This window comes from Actinoplanes sp. CA-142083 (assembly GCF_050942195.1).
Lineage (GTDB): Bacteria > Actinomycetota > Actinomycetes > Mycobacteriales > Micromonosporaceae > Actinoplanes.
Window position 1 is genome coordinate 9,724,344 of sequence record NZ_CP192076.1, and the last position, 23,295, is coordinate 9,747,638.

19 protein-coding genes are annotated in these 23,295 nt (G+C 70.1%); 9 read left to right on the forward strand and 10 right to left on the reverse strand.

Annotated features, from left to right (window positions below; translation table 11 throughout):
- The first annotated feature begins 19 nt into the window (after positions 1-19).
- Positions 20-2,122, forward strand: a complete 2,103-nt coding sequence (gene malQ / locus ACQPZX_RS44800; protein WP_433370068.1) for a 4-alpha-glucanotransferase — start codon at positions 20-22, stop codon at positions 2,120-2,122.
- Positions 2,123-2,258: 136 nt separating this feature from the next.
- On the opposite strand, the gene ACQPZX_RS44805 is transcribed toward malQ, so the two are convergent.
- The 6 genes from ACQPZX_RS44805 to ACQPZX_RS44830 are packed head-to-tail and all read right to left on the reverse strand — an operon-like array spanning position 2,259 to position 10,485.
- The gene (locus ACQPZX_RS44805) at positions 2,259-2,612 is read right to left on the reverse strand and encodes a hypothetical protein (protein WP_433370071.1); all 354 of its coding nucleotides are present in this window, start codon (positions 2,610-2,612) and stop codon (positions 2,259-2,261) included.
- Positions 2,613-2,658: 46 nt separating this feature from the next.
- The gene (gene narI, locus ACQPZX_RS44810; RefSeq protein WP_433370073.1) at positions 2,659-3,399 is read right to left on the reverse strand and encodes a respiratory nitrate reductase subunit gamma; all 741 of its coding nucleotides are present in this window, start codon (positions 3,397-3,399) and stop codon (positions 2,659-2,661) included.
- Positions 3,396-3,980: a nitrate reductase molybdenum cofactor assembly chaperone gene (narJ, locus tag ACQPZX_RS44815; protein WP_433370076.1), complete on the reverse strand. Its 585-nt coding sequence runs from the start codon at positions 3,978-3,980 to the stop codon at positions 3,396-3,398. Before narJ ends, narI begins: the two co-directional genes overlap by 4 nt.
- Positions 3,977-5,626 carry a nitrate reductase subunit beta gene (gene narH, locus ACQPZX_RS44820; protein WP_433370079.1) on the reverse strand — a complete coding sequence of 550 codons (1,650 nt, stop codon included), beginning with the start codon at positions 5,624-5,626 and terminating at the stop codon, positions 3,977-3,979. Before narH ends, narJ begins: the two co-directional genes overlap by 4 nt.
- Positions 5,626-9,273, reverse strand: a complete 3,648-nt coding sequence (locus ACQPZX_RS44825) for a nitrate reductase subunit alpha (RefSeq protein WP_433370082.1) — start codon at positions 9,271-9,273, stop codon at positions 5,626-5,628. Before ACQPZX_RS44825 ends, narH begins: the two co-directional genes overlap by 1 nt.
- 12 nt (positions 9,274-9,285) lie before the next feature.
- A complete protein-coding gene (locus tag ACQPZX_RS44830) occupies positions 9,286-10,485 on the reverse strand; it encodes an MFS transporter (RefSeq protein WP_433370085.1) in 1,200 nt (399 codons plus the stop codon).
- Between the two features lie 69 nt (positions 10,486-10,554).
- Here ACQPZX_RS44830 and ACQPZX_RS44835 point away from each other — a divergent pair, with 69 nt between their 5' ends.
- Both ACQPZX_RS44835 and ACQPZX_RS44840 read left to right on the forward strand, forming a co-directional pair.
- A complete protein-coding gene (locus tag ACQPZX_RS44835; protein WP_433370087.1) occupies positions 10,555-11,433 on the forward strand; it encodes a spermidine synthase in 879 nt (292 codons plus the stop codon).
- A gap of 132 nt (positions 11,434-11,565) precedes the next feature.
- Positions 11,566-13,002, forward strand: coding sequence for a hypothetical protein (locus ACQPZX_RS44840; protein WP_433370090.1), 1,437 nt, complete (start codon positions 11,566-11,568; stop codon positions 13,000-13,002).
- Positions 13,003-13,064: 62 nt separating this feature from the next.
- Here the strand turns inward: ACQPZX_RS44840 and ACQPZX_RS44845 are convergent, their stop codons facing one another.
- Both ACQPZX_RS44845 and ACQPZX_RS44850 read right to left on the reverse strand, forming a co-directional pair.
- Complete coding sequence (locus ACQPZX_RS44845; RefSeq protein WP_433370093.1) at positions 13,065-14,306, reverse strand: TerC family protein; 1,242 nt, start codon at positions 14,304-14,306, stop codon at positions 13,065-13,067.
- A 10-nt stretch (positions 14,307-14,316) separates the two neighbouring features.
- The gene (locus ACQPZX_RS44850; RefSeq protein WP_433370096.1) at positions 14,317-14,937 is read right to left on the reverse strand and encodes a pentapeptide repeat-containing protein; all 621 of its coding nucleotides are present in this window, start codon (positions 14,935-14,937) and stop codon (positions 14,317-14,319) included.
- A gap of 411 nt (positions 14,938-15,348) precedes the next feature.
- Between ACQPZX_RS44850 and ACQPZX_RS44855 the strand changes: the two genes are divergently transcribed.
- The 4 genes from ACQPZX_RS44855 to ACQPZX_RS44870 all read left to right on the forward strand — a co-directional run bounded on the left by ACQPZX_RS44855 (position 15,349) and on the right by ACQPZX_RS44870 (position 18,828).
- Entirely contained in the window at positions 15,349-15,828 is a 480-nt protein-coding gene (locus ACQPZX_RS44855; protein ID WP_433370099.1) for a hypothetical protein, read from the forward strand.
- A 137-nt stretch (positions 15,829-15,965) separates the two neighbouring features.
- Positions 15,966-17,492 (forward strand): DUF5305 family protein, encoded by a 1,527-nt coding sequence (locus ACQPZX_RS44860; RefSeq protein WP_433370102.1) that lies wholly within the window; start codon positions 15,966-15,968, stop codon positions 17,490-17,492.
- A 21-nt stretch (positions 17,493-17,513) separates the two neighbouring features.
- A complete protein-coding gene (locus ACQPZX_RS44865) occupies positions 17,514-17,993 on the forward strand; it encodes an SLATT domain-containing protein (RefSeq protein WP_433370104.1) in 480 nt (159 codons plus the stop codon).
- 421 nt (positions 17,994-18,414) lie between these two features.
- The gene (locus ACQPZX_RS44870; RefSeq protein ID WP_433370107.1) at positions 18,415-18,828 is read left to right on the forward strand and encodes a hypothetical protein; all 414 of its coding nucleotides are present in this window, start codon (positions 18,415-18,417) and stop codon (positions 18,826-18,828) included.
- On the opposite strand, the gene gap is transcribed toward ACQPZX_RS44870, so the two are convergent.
- Together gap and ACQPZX_RS44880 are read right to left on the reverse strand one after the other, a co-directional pair.
- Positions 18,825-19,826, reverse strand: coding sequence for a type I glyceraldehyde-3-phosphate dehydrogenase (gene gap / locus ACQPZX_RS44875; RefSeq protein WP_433370110.1), 1,002 nt, complete (start codon positions 19,824-19,826; stop codon positions 18,825-18,827). The genes ACQPZX_RS44870 and gap overlap by 4 nt on opposite strands.
- 64 nt (positions 19,827-19,890) lie before the next feature.
- Positions 19,891-20,856 (reverse strand): GlxA family transcriptional regulator, encoded by a 966-nt coding sequence (locus ACQPZX_RS44880; RefSeq protein WP_433370113.1) that lies wholly within the window; start codon positions 20,854-20,856, stop codon positions 19,891-19,893.
- A gap of 37 nt (positions 20,857-20,893) precedes the next feature.
- Between ACQPZX_RS44880 and ACQPZX_RS44885 the strand changes: the two genes are divergently transcribed.
- Positions 20,894-22,018 carry a winged helix DNA-binding domain-containing protein gene (locus ACQPZX_RS44885; RefSeq protein ID WP_433370116.1) on the forward strand — a complete coding sequence of 375 codons (1,125 nt, stop codon included), beginning with the start codon at positions 20,894-20,896 and terminating at the stop codon, positions 22,016-22,018.
- Positions 22,019-22,085: 67 nt separating this feature from the next.
- Entirely contained in the window at positions 22,086-23,288 is a 1,203-nt protein-coding gene (locus ACQPZX_RS44890; protein ID WP_433370119.1) for a hypothetical protein, read from the forward strand.
- Positions 23,289-23,295 lie beyond the last annotated feature (7 nt).

The following is a 23,295-nucleotide window of genomic DNA, read 5'->3' on the forward strand; positions in this document are numbered from 1 at the left end:
ATCAGGGGAAGGGGAGCGGATGGACGCCGATCTGGTGGCATTGGCCGAGGCTCACGGGGTGGCCACCTGGTACGAGGACTGGCACCGCAAGCGGAAGGACGTCTCCGCCGAGTCGGTCGTCGGGGTGCTCGGGCTGCTCGGGGTCGACGCCTCGACTCCCTCTGCCATCGCCTCTGCCCTGGTCGAGGTGCGCGAGCGGGACGGCTTGGGACGTCTGCCCGGCACGATCGTGGTGCGCCGGGGCCTGCGCCGGAAGCTGCCGGCGATGGCGCAAATCACGCTCGAGGACGGCCGAGTCCTGACCGATTTATCCGAAATATCGGCAGATCTGCCGCTGGGCTGGCATCGGCTGGTCGTCGGCGAGCAGGAGATCACGGTGGTCGTGGTGCCGGAAGCGTTGCCCGAGCCGCCGCAGACCTGGGGCTGGATGCTGCAGCTCTACGCCCTGCACTCGGCGCAGTCCTGGGGCATGGGCGACCTCGGCGACCTCCGCACGTTCGTGGGGCAGGCCGGCTCGCCCGGGTTGATCCTGCTCAACCCGCTGCACGCGATCACGCCGACGCTGCCGGTGCCGCCGTCGCCGTACGCGCCGTCCAGCCGCCGCTTCGCCAACCCGCTCTACCTGCGGGTCGCCGACACGGCCGAGTACCGCCGGGCCGACCCGCCGCTGCGCGCCCAGGTCGACGCCCTCAAGCCGGCCACCGGCGAGCTGATCGATTACACCGCGGTCTGGCAGGCCAAGCGGGCCGCGCTGGAGCTGCTCTGGCCGCTGGCCGGCGAGGTCGACCTGACCGCCGACCCGGGCCTGCTGGACTTCGCCCGGTTCTGCGCGCTCGCCGAGCTGCACGGCGCGAACTGGCAGGAGTGGCCGGCGGAGTTCCGCCGCCCCGACTCCCCCGCCGTCCAGGCGTTCCACAGCGACCGGATCGCCTTCCACGCCTGGCTCCAGCGGCTGGTCAGGGAGCAGCTGGACGCCGTGAAACAGGCGGCCGGCGACATGTCCGTGGGCATCGTGCTCGACCTCGCGGTCGGCACCGACCCGAGCGGCGCCGACGGCTGGCTGCTGCAGGACGTGCTGGCCAAGGGCGTGCACATCGGCGCGCCGCCGGACGCGTTCAACCAGCTCGGGCAGGACTGGGGCGCGGCGGCGTGGCGGCCCGACCGGCTGATCGAGACCGGGTATGCGGCGTACCGCGACATGCTGCGGCGGATCTTCGCGAGCGCGGGCGGCCTGCGGGTCGACCACGTGGCCGGGCTGTGGCGCCTCTGGTGGGTGCCGCCGGGCATGGGCGCGGCCGGCGGGACGTACGTGCACTACGACCCGGAGGCGATGCTCGGCATCCTGGCGCTGGAGGCCACCCGGGCCGGCGCCGTGGTGATCGGCGAGGACCTGGGCACGGTGCAGAAGGCGGTCACCGCCGGCCTCGAGCGGATGAACATGCTGGGCTCGGCGGTGCTGTGGTTCACCCGCGACTGGGAGGACCCGGACGGCGTCTTCTACCCGGCCGCGAAGTACCCGCGCAACGCGCTCGCGTCGATCTCCACCCACGACCTGCCGACGGCGGCCGGCTTCCTCGCCGGCGAGCAGGTCAAGGTGCGGGCCGAGCTGGGCCAGCTGGCCGGCACGGTCGAGGACGAGCGCAAGGCGGCCGAGAAGGACCGCGAGGAGCTCAAGAAGCTGCTCCGCGCGGAGGGGCTGATCACCGAGGCGAGCACCGACGACGAGGTCGTGGTGGCGATGCACGAGTTCCTGGCGCGCACGCCGTGCCGGTTCGTGACGGCGTCGCTCTACGACGTGCTGGGCGAGCTCGACCAGCCCAACCTGCCGGGTACGGTCGACGAGTACCCGAACTGGCGGATGCGGCTCGGCCTTAGCCTTGAGCAAATCGCCGGCGACCCCCGCATCGCGCGGATCGCCGGGATCCTGAGTGAGAGGGGCACGCCGATGGGCTTCCTGGACAAGGCCAAGGACTTCCTGGACAAGCACGACGAGCAGGTCGACCAGGCCCTGGAGAAGATCGGCGACGAGGTCGACAAGCGCACCGACCACAAGTACACGTCCCAGATCGACAAGGGCGTGGACGAGGCCCAGAAGCGCACCGGCGAGGGCGACACTGTGTAGCTGGCTCCGCTTCGCTCCGCGGGCGATCGCCCCTTCGGGGCAGATGAGGAGGCAGGCGGGTTTCCGGCGCCGCAAACCCCGCGGCGGCGAAAACCCGACTGCCTCCTCATCTGCGGGGCGATCGCGAACGTTCGTCCTACAACGGGACTGGGGGCGGGTCGTCGTCGACGGCGAACAGCATGGGGTGGAGCGGCAGATAAGCGTCGCGCTGGCGGCACAAGGCCGGCGGTAGCAGAGAAGAGCGGTGTTCCGGGTGTTCGGCGCAGTGGCGCATCGCCCGGGACACCGCGTCCTCGTGGTGCCGGCCGCCGCCGTACTCGCCGCACGTCTCGCAGTCCCAGCGCCAGAAGGGCAAGCCCTCCTCGGAGAAGTGCCGGCGGATCCGCAGCGGCGGGCCCGCCTCCTGCTGGGCCGCGGCCAGGATCGCGGGCATCTGGCCGGCGGACGGCGGCCCGCCGATGATCTGCGCGAGCACGTTACTGGTCGACACGGTGCACCTCCGTACTCGGTTGAGCCGGAGGCCAGTAAAACCGGATTTATCGGTCGATTGGGGCTTTTGCGGGAATTTCCCACCCGCGGCGCGGCGCTCGGCTGCCGGTGATCTCGTCGCGGCTGCGATAGACGATGTACGGCCGGGTGAGGTACCCGATCGGCGCCGAGAACACGTGCACGAGCCGACTGAACGGCCAGAACGCGAAGAGCACCCACGCCGCGATCACGTGCAGCCGGAACCCGAGCGGCGCCGCCATGATCAGATCGCTGTCCGGCTGGAAGTAGAAGATCGACCGGAACCACGGCGACACAGTCAGCCGGTAGTCGTGCGGATGCCCGGTGAGGTTGCCCAGCACGGTGGTGCCGAGGCCGAGCAGGATCGTGCCGATCAACAGCACGTACATGATCTTGTCGTTGCGGGTCGTCGCCGAGAAGACCGGCCCGACCGTCCGCCGCCGGTAGATGAGGATCGCCGCGCCGCCCAGCGTCATGAAGCCGGCCACGCCACCCAGCGCCACCGCGACCGCGTGATAGGCCGTCTCGCTGATCCCGACCGCGTCTGTCCACGACTCCGGGATCAGCAGGCCGCCGATGTGGCCGACGGCGACCAGCAGGATGCCGAAGTGGAACAGCGGGCTGCCGATCCGCAGCAGCTTGCGCTCGTACAGCTGGGAGGAGCGGGTCGTCCAGCCGAACTTGTCGTAGCGGTACCGCCAGATGTGGCCGCCGATGAAGATCGCAAGCGACACGTACGGGAGGACGACGAACAGCAGGGTGGCGGTCATCGCTTCACTCCGAAGGGCTCGAGTCCGACGCGTTCGGCGGGTGGCCCGCCCGCGGCCAGCCGGGTCACGGCCGTGCGCTGGTGACCGGCGAGCGGCGGCAGCGTCGCGGCCACCGAGTCGAGAACCCCGGCCCACGGCGAGCCGGCGTCGTGCAGGGCGAGGCGCAGCAGTTCCAGGCCCGAGTGGTGCTGGACGAGAAGGCCGGGATCATCCATGGCCGACGCGAACTCGAGCACGACACAGAGGTGATCCGGGAGTTCCGAGGAGCTGAGGGTCAGGCCGGCCGCCGCGTACGTCTGCTTGAGCTCCAGCAGCGCCATCCCGCGATTGCGGGTGTCGCCGTGCGTGTAGTACGTCAGGAACAGGCAGCACCGCTTGCGGTGGTCGAAGGTGGCGACGTAGTCCTCGGCGAGCTTGCCGGGCGGCGTGGCCCGCACGTGGTCGAGGAAGCGCAGCAGCGGCTCGCCGACGGGTGTGGCCAAGGACGACGCGGCCCGGGCCAGGAGGTCCAGGCGGTCGAGCAGGGCCTCGTCGGGATATCCGATCATCAGGGACTGGCATTGCCAGGCGCGGGTGTTCATGAATCCCGCTTGGGTGGGAAGAGGCCCTCGGGCCGGCCCTTGCCGTCCCAGTTGAGCAGGTTGACCCGCAGCTCCTTGTCGCCGGGATCGACCAGGGTGTCGCTGGTCTGCCGCTCGACGAGCATGTGGAAGTTCTCCACCGCGATCGGCAGCGGCCCGCCCGACGACTCGCCGAACGGCCCGGAGCCGCCGCCCATCCCCGGCCCGCCCTCGTAGTTCAGGCTGCACTCGGTGGCCAGCTCCTCGAGGCCGTGGGCCTGCTCGGCGTGCGCGGGCGGGATGACGTAGCGCTCGTCGTACTTGGCCAGGGCGAGCAGCCGGTACATCTCGTACGTCTGCTCGCCGCTCATCCCGACGGCGGCCGGGATCGACTCGTCCGGGTCGCGGCCCATGTTGATGTCGCGCATGTACGAGCGCATCGCGGCCAGCCGGCGCAGCACCGCGTCGACCGGCGCCGGATCGCCGGCGGTGAACAGCTGGGCCAGGTAGTCGACCGGGATGCGCAGCGCCTCGATCGCGGCGAACAGGTTGGCCCGGTCCTCGGCGTCGTAGCCGGTGTCGCGGACCGCGTCGACGACCGGTGACAGCGGCGGGATGTACCAGACCATCGGCATGGTCCGGTACTCCGGATGCAGGGGCAGCGCCACCTTGTACTTGTTGATCAGCGCGTAGACCGGCGAGCGCTGGGCGCCCTCGATCCAGTCGCGCGGGATCCCGGCTCGTTCCGCCTCGGCCACCACACCAGGGTCGTGGGGATCGAGGAAGACGTTGCGCTGGGCCTCATAAAGATCATCCGCGGAAGGAACGGAAGCCGCCTCGAGCACTCTGTCGGCGTCGTACAGAAGCAGGCCTATATAGCGCAAGCGACCCACGCACGTCTCACTGCACACGGTCGGGATGCCCACCTCGATCCGCGGGAAGCAGAACGTGCATTTCTCGGCCTTGCCGGTGCGGTGGTTGAAGTAGATCTTCTTGTACGGGCAACCCGAGACGCACATCCGCCATCCGCGGCATTTGTCCTGGTCGACCAGCACGATGCCGTCCTCGACCCGCTTGTAGATCGCTCCCGACGGGCAGGAGGCGGCGCAGGACGGGTTGAGGCAGTGCTCGCAGATGCGCGGCAGGTAGAACATGAAGGTCTGCTTGAACTCGAACTTCACCTTGTCCCCGACCGCGGCCAGGAGAACGTCGCGGTCGGGCGGCCCGCCGAGGTCGTCGTCCCAGTTCGCCGACCAGGAGATCTTCATGTCCTTGCCGGTGAGCAGCGACTTGGGCCGGGCGACGGGAGTATGCTCCTGCAGCGGCGCGTTGGTGAGCGTCTCATAGTCGTACGTCCAAGGCTCGTAATAGTCCTGGATCGACGGCAGCTTGGGGTTGGAGAAGATGTTGAGCAGCTTCTTGAAGCGGCCGCCGCCCTTGAGCGTGAGCCGGCCGCGCCGGTTGAGCGTCCAGCCGCCGCGCCACTCCTCCTGGTCCTCGTAGCGTCGCGGATAGCCCTGACCGGGCCGGGTCTCGACATTGTTGAACCAGACGTACTCAGTGCCGGCCCGGTTGGTCCACGCCTGCTTGCACGTGACCGAGCAGGTGTGGCAGCCGATGCACTTGTCGAGGTTCATCACCATCGCCATCTGGGCCATGACGCGCATCAGTACTCGACCTCCTGGGAGCGGCGGCGGATGACGGTCACTTCGTCGCGCTGGTTGCCGGTGGGTCCGAGGTAGTTGAACGCGAACGACAGCTGGGCGTAGCCGCCGATCAGGTGCGTGGGCTTGATCAGCAGCCGGGTCAGCGAGTTGTGGATGCCGCCGCGCCGCCCGTTGGTCTCGGTGCGCGGCACGTCGATCAGCCGGTCCTGGGCGTGGTGCATGTAGACCGTGCCCTCGGGCATCCGGTGCGAGACGACCGCCCGGGCCACCACCACGCCGTTGCGGTTGACCGCCTCGATCCAGTCGTTGTCGTGCACGCCGATCTTGGCGGCGTCCTCCTTGGACATCCAGATCAGTTGGCCGCCGCGGGAGAGCGAGAGCATGAAAAGGTTGTCTTGGTACTCGGAGTGGATCGACCACTTGTTGTGCGGAGTGAGGTAACGAACAGATACCCCGACCTCCGGATTTTTCGGCTCATTGAACAATTCGTGCATGTTGAGCGGTGGCCGGTACGTCGGCATCCACTCGCCCAGCTCGGCCATCCAGTCGTGGTCGAGGTAGAAGGTCTGCCGGCCGCTCAGCGTGTGCCACGGCTTGAGCCGCTCCACATTGATCACGAACGCCGAGTACCGGCGGCCACCGGCCTCGGAGCCCGACCACTCGGGCGAGGTGATCACCGGCATCGGCCGGGCCTGGGTGTCGGCGAACGTGATCCGGTCGCCCTCCCGCTCGGCGGCGAGATCCGCGAGCTTCACCCCGGTGAGCGCTTCGAGGGTGTGGAAGCCCTGGGTGGCGAGGTGGCCGTTGGTGGTGCCGGAGAGCGCGAGGATCGCCTCGCAGGCGTGCACGTCGCGGGCGATCGAGGGGCGGCCGTTGCGGGCCACGCCGTTCTTCTGCCTGAGATAGTCGAGCTCCTTGCCGACCTGGAACGTGACGCCCTTGGTGGTGGCGCCGAGCGTGTCGAGCAGCGGGCCCAGCGAGGCCATCTTGTCGGCGATCGCGGTGTAGTCCCGCTCGACCGGCACCAGCTTCGGCATGGTCCGGCCGGGGATCGGCTCGCATTCGCCGCGCTTCCAGTCCTTGACCTGGCCGTACGGGTTGGCCATCTCGTCGGGCGTGTCGTGCAGCAGGGGCGCGGCCACCACGTCGGTGCGGGTGCCGAGGTGCTTCTCGGCGAGCCGGCTGAACACCTGGGCGATCGTCATGAACGCGTCCCAGTCGGTGCGGGTCTGCCAGGGCGGCGCGATCGCCGGGTTGAACGAGTGCACGAACGGGTGCATGTCCGTGGTGTTCAGGTCGTGCTTCTCGTACCAGGTGGCGGCCGGCAGCACGACGTCCGAGTAGATCGTCGTGGAGGTCATCCGGAAGTCCAGCGTGAGCAGCAGATCCAGCTTTCCGGTGGGCGCGGTGTCGTGCCAGACCAGGTCGGTCGGCCTCTTGCCGGTCGGCGCCTCGGTCGCCCGCACGGCGTGGTCGGTGCCCAGGAGGTGACGGAGGAAGTACTCGTTGCCCTTGGCCGACGAGCCCAGGAGGTTGGCGCGCCAGATGGTCAGCACCCTCGGGAAGTTCTCGGGGGCGTCCGGGTCCTCGCACGCGAACCGCAAATCGCCATTTTTCAGGTTTTCTACAACATGATCACCTACGGGTACGCCGGCGGCGGCCGCCTCGTCGGCCAGGTCGAGCGGGTTGCGGTTGAAGTGCGGGACCGACGGCATCCAGCCCATCCGGGCCGAGGAGGCGATGAGGTCGGCGGTGGTCCGGCCCGCAAATTGTCCCTTTTGCGCGGTGGTGCTGAGGGTCGCCGCCGAGAACGGGTCGTAGCGGTACTGGTCGGTGTGGAGATACCAGTACGCGGTCTGGATCATCTGCCGGCCCGGGCGCGACCAGTCCGAGGCGGTGCCGAGCACGCTGTAGCCGGTGATCGGGCGGACCTTCTCCTGGCCGACGTAGTGCGCCCAGCCGCCGCCGTTAACCCCCTGGCAGCCGGTGAGCGTGGTCAGCGTGAGGAACGCCCGGTAGATCGTGTCGGAGTGGAACCAGTGGTTGGTCCCGGCCCCCATGATGATCATCGAACGGCCGCGGGACTCCTCGGCATTGGCCGCGAACTCGCGGGCTATGCGCGCGGCCACCGGCCCCGGCACGCCGGTGATCGTCTCCTGCCAGGCCGGGGTGTACGGCTCGGCCGCGTCGTCGTATCCGCAGGGCCAGGCGCCGGGCAGGCCCGGCCTCTGCACCCCGTATTGAGCGAGCAGCAGGTCGTAGACGGTGGTGACGAGGTGGTCGCCGATGCGCCTGACCGGGACGCCGCGTCGCATCAAGCTCGGTTCGGCGTTGTCGAAGCGTGGAAGAAGAACCGTTACCGCCGGCTCCTGCGCGCCCTCCGCCGAGAGCAGCGGCTTTGTCTGGCCCAGGTCCAGGTTCCAGGAGCCGGGCGCGCCGTAGCGATGGCCGAGCGAGCCGTTGGGCACCACGGGCATGCCGTCGCTGTCGAGCAGCACCGTCTTGAAGGCCGCGTTCTCGGCGCCGGCCAGGGCGCCCGGCAATTGCGCGGCGGTCAGCATCTTGCCCGGCCGATAGGCGCCGTCGCCCGCGTCCTCCAGCCGGACCAGGAACGGCAAGTCCGTGTATTTCGCGACGTAGTCGGTGAAGTACTGCCGAGGCCGGTCGACGAAGAACTCCCTGAGCACGACGTGGCCCATCGCCATCGCGAGGGCCCCATCGGTGCCGGGCGCGGGCGCAAGCCATTCGTCGGCGAACTTCACGTTGTCCGCGTAGTCCGGCGACACCGCGATCACCTTCTGCCCGCGGTACCGCGCCTCCGCCATCCAGTGCGCGTCCGGCGTGCGGGTCACCGGGAGGTTGGAGCCCCACATGATCAGATAGCCGGCGTCCCACCAGTCCCCCGACTCCGGCACATCGGTCTGGTCGCCGAACATCTGCGGTGAGGCCACCGGCAGGTCGGCATACCAGTCGTAGAACGACAGCATCGCCCCGCCGACCAGGTTGTAGAACCGGGCGCCGGCCGCGTGCGACACCATCGACATCGCCGGAATCGGGGAGAATCCGGCAAGCCGGTCCGGCCCGTACGTCTTGATGGTGTGCACATGCGCGGCCGCGACGAGCTCGACCGCCTCGTCCCAGGTCGCCCGCACCAGACCGCCCTTGCCGCGCACGGACTTGTAGCGCCGGGCCTTCTCCGGATCGCCGGTGATCTCGGCCCAGGCCGCCACCGGGTCGCCCAGCCGGGCCCGCGCCTCCCGGTACATCTCCAGCAGCACGCCCCGGATGTACGGGTACCGCACCCGGGTCGGCGAGTACGTGTACCAGGAGAACGCCGCCCCGCGCGGGCAGCCGCGCGGCTCGTACTCCGGCCGGTCCGGCCCCACAGTCGGGTAGTCGGTCTGCTGCGCCTCCCAGGTGATGATCCCGTCCTTGACGTAGACCTTCCAGGAGCAGGACCCGGTGCAGTTCACGCCGTGGGTCGAGCGCACCACCTTGTCGTGCGACCAGCGATCGCGGTAGAACGCGTCGGCCTGACGCCCACCGATCTCGTACAGCGTCCGCCGGTCGGGCGAGACTTCTCCCCGGGTGAGGAAGCGCCGCGTCCCCACGAGCGCCTGGGTCAATGGATCATCGAGTTCGGCCACCAGGGGTCCTCCTCAGACAGCAGCGACTCTGGATCGGGACACGGAGAAGACGTCCAGCAGCAGCGCCGCGAGAGCGACGACGGCCAGCAGGACCAGTCCCAGTGCATAGTTGGCGAATTGGCCGTAGATCACGCCCATCACCAAGGGCGGCACAAAGCCCCCGAGGCCGCCGGCGGCGCCGACCACGCCGGTCACCGACCCCACCTGGTTGGCCGGAGCGAGGGTCGCCACCAGGGCGAAGGTGGCGCCGCTTCCGGCGCCCAGAGCGGCCGCCATGGCGAGGAACGCGATCGTGCCGAGCGGGGCCAGCGGCGGGGTGAACGCCTGCACCAGCGCGCCGGCGATCACCACCGACAGCGCGACGGCGAGCACCCGGGCCGGGGCGACCTTGTCGGACAGCCAGCCGCCGACCGGGCGCATCACGACGGCGAGCAGCACGAAGCCGGCCATCCGGTTCGCGGCGTCGGCCTGGGTCAGCCCGTACGCGGTCTTGAGGTAGGACGGCAGGTAGACCGAGAACGCCACGTAGCCGCCGAACGCGACCGCGTACAGGGCCGACGCCTGCCAGGTGATCCGCAGCTTGAGCGTGGCGGCCAGCCGGGAGGCGAGCGGGGCGGTCGGGACCGGGCGGTTCGGCGCGTCCCGCATCACCAGGTATGAGACGACGGCGTAGACGGCCAGGACGATCGCCGTGATCACGAACGGGGTCGCGAGGCTGCCCGCGTCGACCAGCCTCACCGTGGTGAGGGCGCTGATCGCCGTGCCGCCCATGCCGGCGCCGAACAGGCCGACCGCGGTGCCCCGGCGCTCGGGCGGGAACCAGGCGTTCACGTACGGCACGCCGATCGCGAAGGTGGTGCCGCCGATGCCCAGGAAGAAGCCGCCGATCAGCAGGCCGGTGAGCGAGTCGTGACCGAACAGTCCCAGGTAGAGCACCGGGATGATGGTCACCAGCGAGACCAGCGGGAACATGATGCGGCCGCCGTACTTGTCGGTCAGCGCACCCACCGGGATGCGGCCCACCGAGCCCACCACCACCGGGACCGCCACCAGCAGCGCCTGCTGGAACGAGCTCAGGTGCAGCGCGGTGGCGAACCGGGCCGCAAGCGGGCTGAGCAGCGCCCACGCCCAGAAGTTGACAGCGAAGCCCGCGGTCGCCAGGGCGAGCATCAGCCCGGCGCCGCGGTGTCCTTCCGCCCTCGTCGTCTCCATGTCGCCAGCATCCCGGGCCAACGGACGTCCGAGACAGGGACTTTGTACCCGACCTGGGATAGTTGTCGGGTGGCACAGCGCAGAGGGCAGGGACGACTGGTCGAGACGGTCGCCTCCGGGGTCGCCGAGCTCATCCCCGATCCCGACCGGTCCGCCGCGTACAGCCTGATGCTCGACGGCGCGCCGCAGTCCTACGTCGATCTCGACGACCCCACCCACCTCGAGTTCGAGTACATCCGGCGGATGGCCGCGGCGATCGACCTGATCGCGCCGGCCGGCGCGCCGTTGCGCGTGCTGCACCTGGGCGGCGGCGGGCTCACTCTGCCGCGCTACATCGCCGCGACCCGCCCCGAGTCGCCGCAGCGCGTGGTGGAGATCGACGGTCTCCTCGTCGAGATGGTTCGCCGCGAGCTGCCATTAGGGTCCAAGGCCAATGTCCGCGTACGGGTGGCGGATGCGCGCGCCGCGCTGGAGGGCATGCGCGACGGCGGGTACGACGTGGTGATCCTCGACGTCTTCGCCGGCGCCCGCACCCCCGCCCACCTCGCCTCGGTCGAGTTCGCCCGGGAGGCGGCCCGGGTCCTCGCCCCCGCCGGATGGCTGATCGCCAACGTCGCGGACGGCCCGCCGCTGCGCTTCGCCCGCGCCCAGGTCGCCACGATCCGGGCCGCGCTGCCCGAGGCCTGCCTCGTGGCCGACGCCGCCGTGCTGCGCGGCCGCCGCTTCGGCAACCTCGTCGTGATCGCCGGCCGCACCCCGCCGCCGGTGGCCGAGCTGACCCGGCGGGCGGCCGGCGACTGGTTCCCCGGCCGGGTCGAGACCGACCTCGACCGCTTTTCCGGCGGCGTAGCGCCCGTCACGGACAGTGTTGCCGTGGCGTCACCACCTCCCCCGGCCGGCCTGTTTGGTAACCGTAAGTATCGACGGATCAGCCAAAGGTTGACCTGAACCGGCCCTGTCGTGTTGCCGTCAGGAAATCCGGTGTGATTCATGGCCGGTGACTTGTCCGGCCCCATGTCGCCCGGTTGTAATCAGTGTCAGCCGCGTCCGACGCGTGGCCGCCGACTGGGGGGAAGGCGCATGACCGAGAAGTACTTCCTGGCCGCGCCCGGCGCATCCGCCGGCGACGCGGCCGGTTCGCGTGTGCTCTGGACGGGCCGCTGCGCCGTCGCCGAGTACGCGTTCGAGGAGCCCAGCTCCCTCCCCCGCTGGACCCTGCCCGAGGAGACCGAGGTCGTCGTCACCGAGGACCGGGTCGTCTACCGCGACGTCACCACCGGCGCCACCGGCGAGCTGCTCTGGCCGTTCCCGCAGCACCTGCGCGTGCAGCCCGGCAACCGCGACACCGGCCGCTCGGCCACGGTCACGCAGATCCAGCTGGTCTGCGCCGGCCCCGGCGGCACGTTTCCCGCGCTGGTCTTCGCCGGTGGCGACCTGGCCACCGTCGGTGACGCCGACCGCATGGCCAACGTGTTACGGCAGGCGATCGCGCGCTACCGCGTCGAGCACGCCGCCGGCCTCGGCATCCCCGCGCCTCAGGCCCGCATGCTGTCCCGCCTGGTGATCGGCCCCGAGTTCAACAACTACCAGGGCGGCGAGGGCCAGACCGTCTCCCTGCTCGGCGCGGCCCCGGTCGTCGAGCCGCAGCCGTACGAGGAAGAGCCTTTCCTGCAGCCCTACTTCCCGTCCGCGCCCGCGTCGGGCTCGGTCCCCGCTTCGGCGGTGTCGGGGTACGCCCCGCCGTCGGGCGCGTCGGCCTATTCGCCGCAGCCCGAGGGGTCGGCCTACGCCCCGCAGCCTGAGGCATCGGCCTACGCCCCGCAGTCGGGCGCACCCGCTTACGCACCGCAGTCCGGCCCGCCCGCCTACATGGCGCAGCCCGACCTGGCCGCCTACGCGCCACAGTCCGGCGCACCCGCCTACGGCTACGCCCCGCAGCAGGAGTGGCCGTCGAGCACCGCCTACGCCGCACCCCAGCCGGCCGAATCGCAGCGTCAGCACCCATCCAGCCAGCACCAGGAGCCTGGCCAGCATCAGCAGGCCCAGCACCAGTCAGCGCAGCACCAGCCCGGCCTGCACCAGTCGGCTCCGCCTCAGGGACCGCAGCACCAAGCCGCCGACCAGTCGCCCTCGCCGAGCTGGCCGATGGCCGGTCGCGCCGAGTTCGGGGTCACTCCGCCGCAGGTGCTGCGCCCCGGCTTCGACGAGCTCGCCCGCTCCCGCCCGGCCCGCCCCGCCGACGAGGCCACCCTGCGCGGCACCCCCGACCTGGAGGCCCGCGCCGCCGACCTGGCCGCCCGGGTAGCCAGCCTGATGGCCGGCGGAACCAGCTTCGACCCCCAGCACACCGAGATGACCAACCTCTCGTCCCTGCTGGGCGGCCCCGACAACCCGGCCGACCGCGCCGAGCAGTCCCGCCGCGCGGCCCGCTTCAGCGGCAACTCGGGCCGATCCCATGGCGTGGCCCCACGCCGCCCCGCCGACGACGAGATGGGCTCGGCAACCCGCCAGCTCTGACCCCGTGTGCCGGCCTCGGCCTGGCAGCCCCGGCCGCCCGCCGCACCGCAAGGCCGGCGGCCTTACTCCCCAGGGGCCCCCGACGGCGACGCGCCCGCGCCCGCCGGCTGGTAGCACCGCCCCAGCGCCACCCGCTCGTCATGCAGCTCGTGCGCCCGCCGGAGCAGCCCCATCAGCTCCTCCTCGGCCCGGATCCGCGCCCGGTACTTCTCCGGCAAGCCCTTGAGCCGCGCCTCCTCGACCAGCAGCTTGTGGAAGATCTCGTCGCAGTAGGCGGGGTCGGTCTCGATGTCGAGGAACTCCGTCGCGTGCCGCCGCGCCGTCGCCACGTACGTCTGCGCCCGCCCCTTCGGGCTCAGCAGCGACACCACCACCGTGATCAGCAGGATGCTCACGATGATCGCGAGCGACAGCCCGGTGGAGATCTCGGCGGCGTGGATCGGCTCGCCGTCGTTGATGAACGGCACGTTGTTCTCGTGCATGGCGTGCAGGATCAGCTTCACGCCGATCAGCGCGAGGATCGCCGCCAGCCCGTACGACAGGTACACCAGCCGGTCCAGCAGCCCGTCGATGAGGAAGTACAGCTGGCGCAGCCCCAGCAGCGAGAACGCGGTCGCCGTGAACACGATGTACACGTTCTGGGTGAGTCCGAAGATGGCCGGGATGCTGTCCAGCGCGAACAGGATGTCGGTGCCGCCGATCGCCACCATGACCAGCAGCATCGGAGTCAGGACCCGTTTGCCGTTCTGGTAGGTGACCAGCTTGTCCCCGTCGTACGTGTCAGATGTCCTCAGCACGCGCCGGGCCAGCCGGATGATGATGTTGTCGGGCGCCTCTTCGTCGTTGCCCTCCTGCCGGAGCAGGTTCCCCGCCGTGACCAGCAGGATCAGCCCGAAGATGTAGAACACCCAGGCGAACGAGTTGATCAGCGCGGCGCCGAGGAAGATGAACGCCGTCCGCGCCACCAGCGACACGGCGATGCCCACGAGCAGCACCTTCTGCTGGTCGGCGCGGGGCACCTTGAAGCTGCCGAGCAGCAGGAGGAACACGAAGAGGTTGTCGACCGACAACGCCTCCTCGGTGACGTAGCCGGCGAAGAACTCCGCCCCGGTCTGCCCGCCCGCGAAGATCGTCACGCCCAGCCCGAAGAGCAGCGCGATCGACACGTAGATCGCCGTCCACCGGGCGGCCTCGCCGAGGGTCGGGATGTGCGCCTTGCGGACGTGGAAGAAGAAGTCGAACAGCAGCAGACCGACGATCCCGAGCACGGTCAGCAGCCACACCCAGCCGGACACGCTCTGCATGGCCCACATCCTAGAGATCGGTGACGGCTGCGCGCAGTTGTGAAGCGGTGAGGAAGAGGACACCCGTGAGCTTCGCCCCACGCAGGTCCGTCCCGCGCAGGTCCGCCCCGGTGAGATCCGCCAGCCGGAGATCCGCCTCCCGCAGGTCCGCCCCGATCAGCAGCGCACCGCGAAAGCTCGCCCCACGCAGGTCGGCCCCGCGCATCTTCCGCCCGATCAGGTTCGCACCCCGGTAGTCGGCTCTTTTCGTGCCCGCCCGCGCCAGCTGGCTGGCCTTCTGCAGCTGCGGGTTGACCCGCCTCCGCACCGCGTCCACGTCCAGGCCTCGCAACTCATCGGGCGTTCCGCCCGCGAGGTGGTCCAGCTCCGCGAGAGCCTCCAGCAGCTTTTCCCGTACGCGTTGCGCACGGTCGAGCTTGAGCGCCTCGGTGACCAGCCACATCAGTTCGTGCAGTTGCCGCACGACCGGCAGCAGCCCCATCATCTCCGGCGCGCTGTGCCAGTCCTTGCTCCCGCCGTACGTCTCCTGCGTGATCCGCTGCCCCGCCCCGAAGCAGTCGAAGACCACGCACCCGTGGAAGCCCTTCTCCTCGAGCTTCTGGTGGATGGTGCAACGAAAGTCACCGCCCAAATTCGGACACGGCTTCCCCGCGGCTTTATCAATGGCAAAGTCTGACGATTTGGAGAACGCCGGAGCCACGCAACAGAGCCCCACACAGCTCGCGCAGTCCGCTTCGAGTACCCGTTCGCCCACCCGAGCAACTCTCTCAGACGCCCTGTACACCGATGTCCGGGGTGGGCCACCCGGGACTCGCGGTGCCCTAGCACTCCCCGGGCAACCCATGTGGCGACTCCACAGGAATTTGCCAGAAAAGCCGCCGGAAACCTTCACCGGTTCCACCCCCACGGCCGATTCATCAGTTGTCCGCGGCGGGCAGGGAAGCCCGCCGAAACAAGTGCAAGAGCCCGGCGGAGCCGGGTCTCAGCCGCAGGCCGACCGGCCGATGGCTACGGAAACAGGGGGAAAGATCCTATGCGCAGCATGAGCATGCTTCAGCTCCTCGGCGGCGTCGCCGCCGCCGGCGTCGTCGCCGCCGGCACGACCGCCCTCACCGGTACCGGTGTCTCGTTCGCCGGCAGCGGCACGGGCACGTCCGCCCAGTACGTCGGCGGCCAGGTGACCCAGACGGTGTCGGGTGGCGCGAGCATCACCGGCGTCAACTACACGACCAACACCGCCGGCGACCAGGTGACCCAGATCCAGGTCGTCGTGGCCAACGCCAACGGGGCCTACCTGACGGTGACGCCGAGCCAGTCCGGTGGCGGCCTTCAGGGCACCGCGGACGAGTGGAAGTGCACCGGCGGCGCCGCCCCGGCCTACAGCGCTACCGCGCCGAAGATCCTCCTGAACGCCGACCCGGCCACGATCAACTGTGTCCCCTCGCTGGCCAGCGGCCCGCACTCGACGATCGGTTACTACACCGGGCTCACCGGCGTCCAGCTGAACGTCACCAACAGCTAATCAGCTCCGTCCGGCGACTCGGAATGCGACGCTAGCGAGAGAGCAGCGCGTATCCGGGGGAACCGATCCAGAGATCCATCCGTACCTACATCGTGGCCGCCATCCTCGGGATGGCGGCCATCGGTGCTTGGGCGATCATGACCGAGCGGATCAGCTACGTAGCGACCCACGGCACCAGCATGAACCCGGTCTACTACGAGGGCGACCTGGTCTTCGTCGTGAAGGCCGATTCGTACCATGTCGGACAGATTGTCGCCTACCATGGAGACGTTCCCGGGCAGCGGGTCCTGCATCGCATCATCAGCGGGGACGGCGCCGCGGGATTCGTCATCAAGGGGGACAACAACGAGTCGATCGACCCGCTGACCCCCACGACCGAGGAGATGATCGGTCGTGCCGTTCTGCATGTTCCCCACGGCGGCATCTGGCTGAAGCCCCTGCTGGGTCCGAGCGGGCTGGGAATGCTCAGCTTTCTCGTCGTCGGCGGTGAAGTCACGGCGCGGACGCGCCGGGACATCCCCCGGGGCCGCCGCAAGAAAAAGGTGAAGGCCATGTCGCGCCAGGGAGGTCCATGGGCAGCCGCCGCGGCGGTTCTGAAGGCGGTAGAACGTCTGCCGCCCGTGCTCCGCGTGGCCGCGGCGGTCGCCACCGCCCTGACCGTCTGCGCGCTGGTCCTGGGAATCCTCGGGTGGATGAAGCCGATCGTCGAGAAGCAGGCCGGCGAGACGACGCCCGAGCAGTCCCTCGCCTTCTCCTACACCACGAAGGTCCCGAAGTCCGCGGCCTATGACAGCACCACGGTGACCGCGCCCGAACCGATCTTCCGGAAACTCGCGAGCAGCGCGGTCCTGCACACCCGGTACAAGGGCCCGGCCGGCACTCTCAACCTCCAGGCGACGCTGACCAACGGGACCGGCTGGCACACCACCCAGACGTGGGTGCAGAAGAAGTCCTTTCCCGGTCCCACCTACGACTCGACGATCACCCTCGATTTCGCCGCCCTGGCGCGGCGGGCCGACGACGCGGCGCGTGCCATCGGTGTAGCGCCGAACGGCTCGGTGAACATCGCGTTGGGCGCAACGGTGGAGTCCAAAGGCCTGTCGAGCTTGAGCGCTCCCCTGCAGATCGCCATCACACCCTTCCAGATGGCCCTGACCGGAAACACTCAGCTGGAGACCAAGGCCGGCGGCACTGTGTCGCAAACCGTCGTCCCACGTGAGCTGCGAATCTTCGGCGTCTCGCTGATGAGCGCGTCGCAGGCTCGCTCCAACGCGATCCTTGCCCTGATCGGGGCGGTCGCGATCGCGGTCGTGGTGCTGCTGGCCGCCCGCCGGCGCATGCCGATGCGGACCCGGGCCGAGATCGAGAACCGCTATCCGCAGCTTCTCGTGCACGTCGAGCCGATGCCGAGCCCGCCCGGGAAGCCGGTGGTGAACGTCGACAACTTTCCGGCGCTGGTCAAGCTGGCCGAGAAGTACGGGCAAATGATCCTCACGTGGCGGCGGCCGGACGCCGACGACTTCGTGGTGCGGGACGAAGGGATCACGTATCGCTACCGGGTGCCGTTGGACGAGCCCACCCTGCAGAACGTTGAGCTGATCAATCGGCCCAACGGGGCCGGCTCGCATCGGCGGAAAGCGTCGTCCTCGTCGCAGGTTTCTTGACCGTCCCGGCAGACTGTGGCGGTGACGCAGGCGCAGCGCAAGCAGCTCATCGAGATTGACAGCCGGCTCTCCGAGGAGGATCTCGCGGATCGGGCCCTCGTGCACGCCATGGTGCAACTGGAGTGGTACCGGTCGCAGATGCGCGCTACCCGTACGAAATATGTCCTGTCCGAATCGGCGGCGCTGTTCCTCGCCGGAGCCGCTACCGTGCTCGCCGCCCTGAGCGCGCCGGCCTGGATCACCGCGACCACCGCGGCGCTGGTCGCCTTTCTCGCGGGCCTGCGGCGGATCGTCTCCTGGCACGACGACTGGGTGGCCGCCTCCGAAGCGCGGGCCAAGGCCTCCGCCGAGGTGGCGCAATACCGGCTGCTGCCGGTGACCGAGCGAACCCCGGAACGTCAGCGCGCGCTGGTCACGGCCATCGACGCGCTGGTGCTCGACGAGACCCGCACCTGGGGCCGCCGGCGCCGGGACAAGGTGCAGGCCGAACCCGCTGCCTGATTCTTGTCACGCCGGGGCCGCGATTGCCGATGATGTGGGCCCGGACGATCGACCCGCAGGAGCGCAACGACCGATGCCCGCGTACGAGAACGGCCAGCAGGCCATCGCGTCATCGCCGAGCCACCCGATGGGGCAGGCGGTCGTTCCGGCCTACAACCGAAGGCAAGACCTGACGCAGACGTACGGGCTCAAGCCGCCACCCCCGCCGCCGGCCCCGGTGAAAGTCGTCGCCCATGTCTACGAACAGGCGCCCGCACCGGCACCCGGACAGGAGCCCGCCAGGGCAGGCCGCGATGAGCCGGCCCCGCCGCACCCGGTCGCGCCCGCTCGACGGCCGGCCCACCGGGCGAGCCCGCCCGCGCGGGCCCGGCGGACCGCGCCTCCGCCCCCGCCCCCGACAACGGAGCCCGAGCCGGCTCCGGTGGCGCCGAAACGGCGGTCCGGCCTGTGGGTCGCCCTCCTCGCGGCAACGTCGCTGGCCGGGGTCGCCGGCGCGGGCGTGTGGGCCATCGACCACCAGGCCAAGAGCCAGACCTGCGGTGTCGTGCAGGCGCTGGTCTCCACCTCCACGGAGAGTGGTGGACCGGCCTCCGCCGACCTGAAGAAGGCGGCATCGGCGTTGAACAACCGGACCGGCCGGCTGCTGTTCCATGCCGGCCTGAAGGATGCCGGGCGCGGCTTGGCCGCCGACATCGCCGCACTGGGGCGCCTCAGTTCGGGCTCCGAGGTCACCGACATGCTGGCCGTGGTCGCGTCGATCAACGACCACGGCCGTACGGCCCAGCGGGAATGCGGAATCCCCGGGAAGGACGTCTTCGCGGTGACGAGCGGCTAGCGCAGGCCGGCGAGCAGCTCCAGGGTGTCGATCACGCGGTGCGAGAAGCCCCACTCGTTGTCGTACCAGGCGACCACCTTCACGTGCCGGCCGTCGACGCGGGTGAGGGCCGAGTCGAAGATGGACGACGCCGGGTTGCCGACGATGTCCGACGACACGAGCGCGTCCTCCGAGTATTCGAGGATGCCGCGCAGCGGCCCGTCCGCCGCGACCCGGTACGCGGTCAGCACCTCGTCGCGGGTGACCTCGCGGCTCACCGTGGTGTTGAGCTCGACGATCGAGCCGACCGGCACCGGCACCCGGATCGAGTCGCCGGCGAGCTTGCCGTCGAGGCCGGGCAGCACCTTGCCGATCGCCTTGGCCGCGCCGGTCGTGGTGGGCACGATGTTCACGGCCGCGGCGCGGGCGCGCCGGGCGTCACGGTGCGGGCCGTCCTGCAGGTTCTGCTCCTGCGTGTACGCGTGCACCGTGGTCATGAATCCGTGCTCGATCCCGGCCAGCTCGTCCAGGACGGCGGCCAGCGGCGCGAGCGCGTTGGTCGTACACGATGCGTTGGAAATGATCGTGTGCCGGCTCGCGTCGTACGCGCCGGTGTTGACGCCGTAGGCGACGGTGACGTCCGCGCCATCCGATGGCGCGCCCACCAGGACTTTCTTCGCGCCCGCGTCGAGGTGGGCGCGCGCCGCCTTGGCCGAGGTGAACTTGCCGGTGGCCTCCAGCGCCACGTCCACCTCGAGCGAAGCCCACGGCAGGTTTGCCGGATCGCGCTCGGCGAGCACCTTGATGCGCCGGCCGTCGACGACGATGGTGTCGCCGTCGACCGTGACCGGACGGCCGAGCCGCCCCGCGGTGGAGTCGAAGGCGAGCAGCCGCGCCAAGGCGGCGGGCTCGGTGAGATCGTTGACCGCGACGACGTCGAGTTTGCTGTCGCGTTCGAGCAGCGCGCGCAGGACGTTGCGCCCGATGCGACCGAATCCGTTGATGGCGATGCGAGTCATGGCATCAGCCTCGCTTGTCGCCTTTCTTCAAAAAAGCGGCACGCACGCCACGGTTCGCAAGGATCTAGCCACCGCTCGCGAAGGTGCGGCGGTACTGGCTCGGCGTCGTGCCCAGGACGCGCTGGAAGTGCAGCCGCAGGTTGGATCCGGTACCCAGGCCCACGTCGCCGGCGATCTGCTCGACGCCGCGCTCGGAGAGCTCCAGCAGTTCGCGGGCCAGGTCGATGCGGGCGCGCAGCACCCACTGCATCGGCGTGTAACCGGTGTCCTCGAGGAAACGGCGCGAGAACGTGCGCGGCGACACCGCGGCGTGCCGGGCCAGCACGTCGAGCGTGAGCGGCTTGTCGAGCCGGCGCAGCGCCCACTCCCGGGTGGCGGCGAACCGTTCGCCGAGCGGCTCCGGGACGCTGCGCGGCACGTACTGGGCCTGGCCACCGCTGCGATACGGCGCCGCGACCAGGCGCCGGGCCGCGTGGTTGGACGCGGCCACCCCGAGGTCGCCGCGCAGGATGTGCAGACACAGGTCGATGCCCGACGCCGCGCCCGCCGAGGTGAGCACGCTGCCCTCGTCGACGAAGAGCACGTTCTCGTCCACCCGGATGCGCGGATGCTTCGCGGCGAGCGCCCGCGTGTAGTGCCAGTGCGTCGTGGCCCGCTTGCCGTCAAGCAACCCGGTGGCGGCCAGCGCGAACGCGCCGGTGGAGATCGCCGCGAGCCGGGCACCCCGGGCGTGCTCCCGCAGCAGCCTGTCGACGACCACCGGCGGCGGGTCCTCCCGGTCCGGGAAGCGGTACCCCGGGATGAACACGATGTCGGCCCAGCTCAGCGCGTCGAGCCCGTCCGCCACGTGGTAGGACAACCCGTCGCCGCCGGTGACCAGGCCGGGCGCCGGGCCGCACACCCGCACCTCGTACGGCATGCTCGCCCTGGTTGTGAAGACCTGCGCCGGGATGCCGACGTCGAGCGGTTTGGCCCCTTCGAGCACGAGCACGGCGACGCGGTTCAGGCGTTCGGCAGGCTCGACGGGCACGGCCCCAGGGTAGGACGTGCCGTGTCAGGATGGCGCGATGCGGCACGTGACCGACGACGAGCGGCGCGCCCGCCTGGCCGTGCGGCACGCGCTGGCGCCCGCCTTCCGCGCGCCCACCCCCGAGGCCGTGACGCGGGCCCTGACCGTCCTGCACGCCACCGAGCCCGCCACCGTCTATCTCACCTGCCGCGCCCGCGCCGAGTCGCTCGCGATCGCGGACGTCGACCGGGCGCTCTATACCGACCGCACTCTGGTGAAGCAGCTGGCCATGCGGCGCACGCTGTTCGTCTTCCCGCGCGATCTGCTGCCCGCCGTCTGGCCCAGCGCCTCCGCCCGGGTCGCCGCCACCGAGCGCGCCCACATAGCCCGCGACGTGGTCAGGGCCGGCCTCACGACGGACGGCGACGCCTGGCTCGACAATGCCCGCGCCGAGGTGCTGGCGGTCCTGTCCGGCGAGCCTGGCGGCCTCCCCGCCGGAGAAATCCGCCGCGCCGCGCCCGGCGAGCTGTGGTCGGCGTACCGGGTTCTCAACCACCTGGGGCTGACCGCCGACGTCGTCCGCGGCGTCAACACCGGCCGGTGGCCGACCTCCCGCCCGCGCTGGACCCGGATGGCCGACTGGCTGGGCGAGGCGCCGCCGCCGTGGGATCCCGCCGCCGGCTACCGCGAGCTGATCGCCCGCTGGCTGCGCTCGTTCGGCCCCGGCACCGAGGACGACCTGGTCTGGTGGCTCGGCTCGACCAAGGCGGTCGTGCGCTCGGCGCTGGCCGAGCTCGACGCCGTCGCGGTCACCCTGGACCACGGCGAGACGGGCTGGCTCCTGCCCGACGACCTGGACGAGGTCCCCGACCCCGGCCCGTGGGTGGCGTTGCTGCCGGTGCTGGACCCCACCGTGATGGGCTGGAAGGGCCGCGACTTCTACCTGGGCCCGCACCGCCAACATCTCTTCGACCGCACCGGCAACGCCGGCACCACCGCCTGGGTGAACGGCCGGGTGGTCGGCTGCTGGGTGCAGGACGAGACCGGCGCGGTCGAGGTCCGCCTGCTCGAAGACATCACGCCGGCCGAGCGCCGGGCCTTGGAGAGCGAGGCCGTCAAGCTCACCGCGTGGCTGGATGGCGTACGAGTCCAGACCGGTTACTCATCCCCCGCGATGATTTGAATACTGTACGAAGTCGCGGGATAGCATCTAGTCACATCGCTTGGGGTCCAAGAAGGAGGGCACAGCCGTGGCACTGGCCGTCTCGCTCCTCATTGTTGTCGTCGCCGCGAGTGTCCCCCTGCTGCTGGCGAATCGCAGCGACGACTCCGCCCGCCGTCTGGTGTTGCGGATCGTGCGGATCGCCCCATCCCGGCGAGCCGCGCCGGCAGGACGATCCGGTCTCGAGCCGGTGGACCGGGTGCCGCCGACTCAAGTCGTCATCGAAACAACGACGAGGCAAGGCGAACGACCAGAGTCCACCGCCATCGATCCAGCGCCTGTCGCAAGGATTCGCATCGATACGGCCCCTGACACAAGCCCACGCCCGCGGACACCGGCAGCCGGGCGGCCGGCCAGCAAAGCCGTGCGCCCTCCGAAACAGAGATCCGCACCTCCCGCCCCGGATCCGGCAAGCCCCAGCGACCGGATGACGGTCGTGGTCTTCGTGCCGCCACATGCCGCCGGCACGCTCCGCCGTCGCGTGGTCGGTGTGATCGGCGATGTCACTTTCGTGAAGTCGAATCGTCTGGTCATCGGCCCACGCAGCCACGTTGAACACCGGGTGTCCTATCGCTTCAAGCGGCTGAGACTTTCGGCCAAGCCACTCAGCAGGCTTGCCCGCTCCGCCCGACGCGCGTTTCTCGACGTACTGCGCGACCCGAACAACGCGGCGGCGAACGCGCGTTTCCGCCGGGCCCTGCCCCAGCGGAAGCGCATCCCCAGGAAAGACTGCCTGATTCGATTCCCGACCGAGCGTCGCGTGCAGATCAGCACGCGAGATTGCTCGAATGCAAGGGTCGGACCGGGTCATCGCGTCGTGGTGCGGCACAACTACCGCGTACGGGATCATAGCTTGGATGTCAGAGAGGTACTTCGCGACAACAAAGAAGCCGTGCGGCAGATGGCCCTTTTCCTTCGCTATTCACTGGCGACACGCGAACTCGCGCGGCATGTTACCGAAAACCTCGGCACCGAATCTCTGGGCGACGTGGAAGCACAAGGCGTCACGCCATCCATGACGTCCGTGCGGCGCGGCGCGATAGAGGTGGCCGACGCCGACGGCTCAGTGGTGGGTAGCCGCGTGAGCGTGTCGGCCCTGGTGCAGGTGGAAGCCAGTAAGGCCGAGTTTTCCGGGTTCGACGAAATCAGGCTCCCCGGTCCATTTGTTGCCGACCGGAACGGCACGCCGCACACAAGTACGAGCGTTGCCGATCACAGTTTCGGACTTTAGGGGCGAC

What these genes read in the sequence shown, in the direction of transcription:
- malQ (WP_433370068.1), top strand. Translation starts at nt 20, where the DNA reads ATGGACGCCGATCTGGTGGCATTGGCCGAGGCTCACGGGGTGGCCACC.
- narI (WP_433370073.1), bottom strand. Translation starts at nt 3,399, where the DNA reads ATGACCGCCACCCTGCTGTTCGTCGTCCTCCCGTACGTGTCGCTTGCG.
- narJ (WP_433370076.1), bottom strand. Translation starts at nt 3,980, where the DNA reads ATGAACACCCGCGCCTGGCAATGCCAGTCCCTGATGATCGGATATCCC.
- narH (WP_433370079.1), bottom strand. Translation starts at nt 5,626, where the DNA reads ATGCGCGTCATGGCCCAGATGGCGATGGTGATGAACCTCGACAAGTGC.
- ACQPZX_RS44830 (WP_433370085.1), bottom strand. Translation starts at nt 10,485, where the DNA reads ATGGAGACGACGAGGGCGGAAGGACACCGCGGCGCCGGGCTGATGCTC.
- ACQPZX_RS44840 (WP_433370090.1), top strand. Translation starts at nt 11,566, where the DNA reads ATGACCGAGAAGTACTTCCTGGCCGCGCCCGGCGCATCCGCCGGCGAC.
- ACQPZX_RS44845 (WP_433370093.1), bottom strand. Translation starts at nt 14,306, where the DNA reads ATGCAGAGCGTGTCCGGCTGGGTGTGGCTGCTGACCGTGCTCGGGATC.
- ACQPZX_RS44855 (WP_433370099.1), top strand. Translation starts at nt 15,349, where the DNA reads ATGAGCATGCTTCAGCTCCTCGGCGGCGTCGCCGCCGCCGGCGTCGTC.
- ACQPZX_RS44860 (WP_433370102.1), top strand. Translation starts at nt 15,966, where the DNA reads ATGACCGAGCGGATCAGCTACGTAGCGACCCACGGCACCAGCATGAAC.
- gap (WP_433370110.1), bottom strand. Translation starts at nt 19,826, where the DNA reads ATGACTCGCATCGCCATCAACGGATTCGGTCGCATCGGGCGCAACGTC.
- ACQPZX_RS44885 (WP_433370116.1), top strand. Translation starts at nt 20,894, where the DNA reads ATGCGGCACGTGACCGACGACGAGCGGCGCGCCCGCCTGGCCGTGCGG.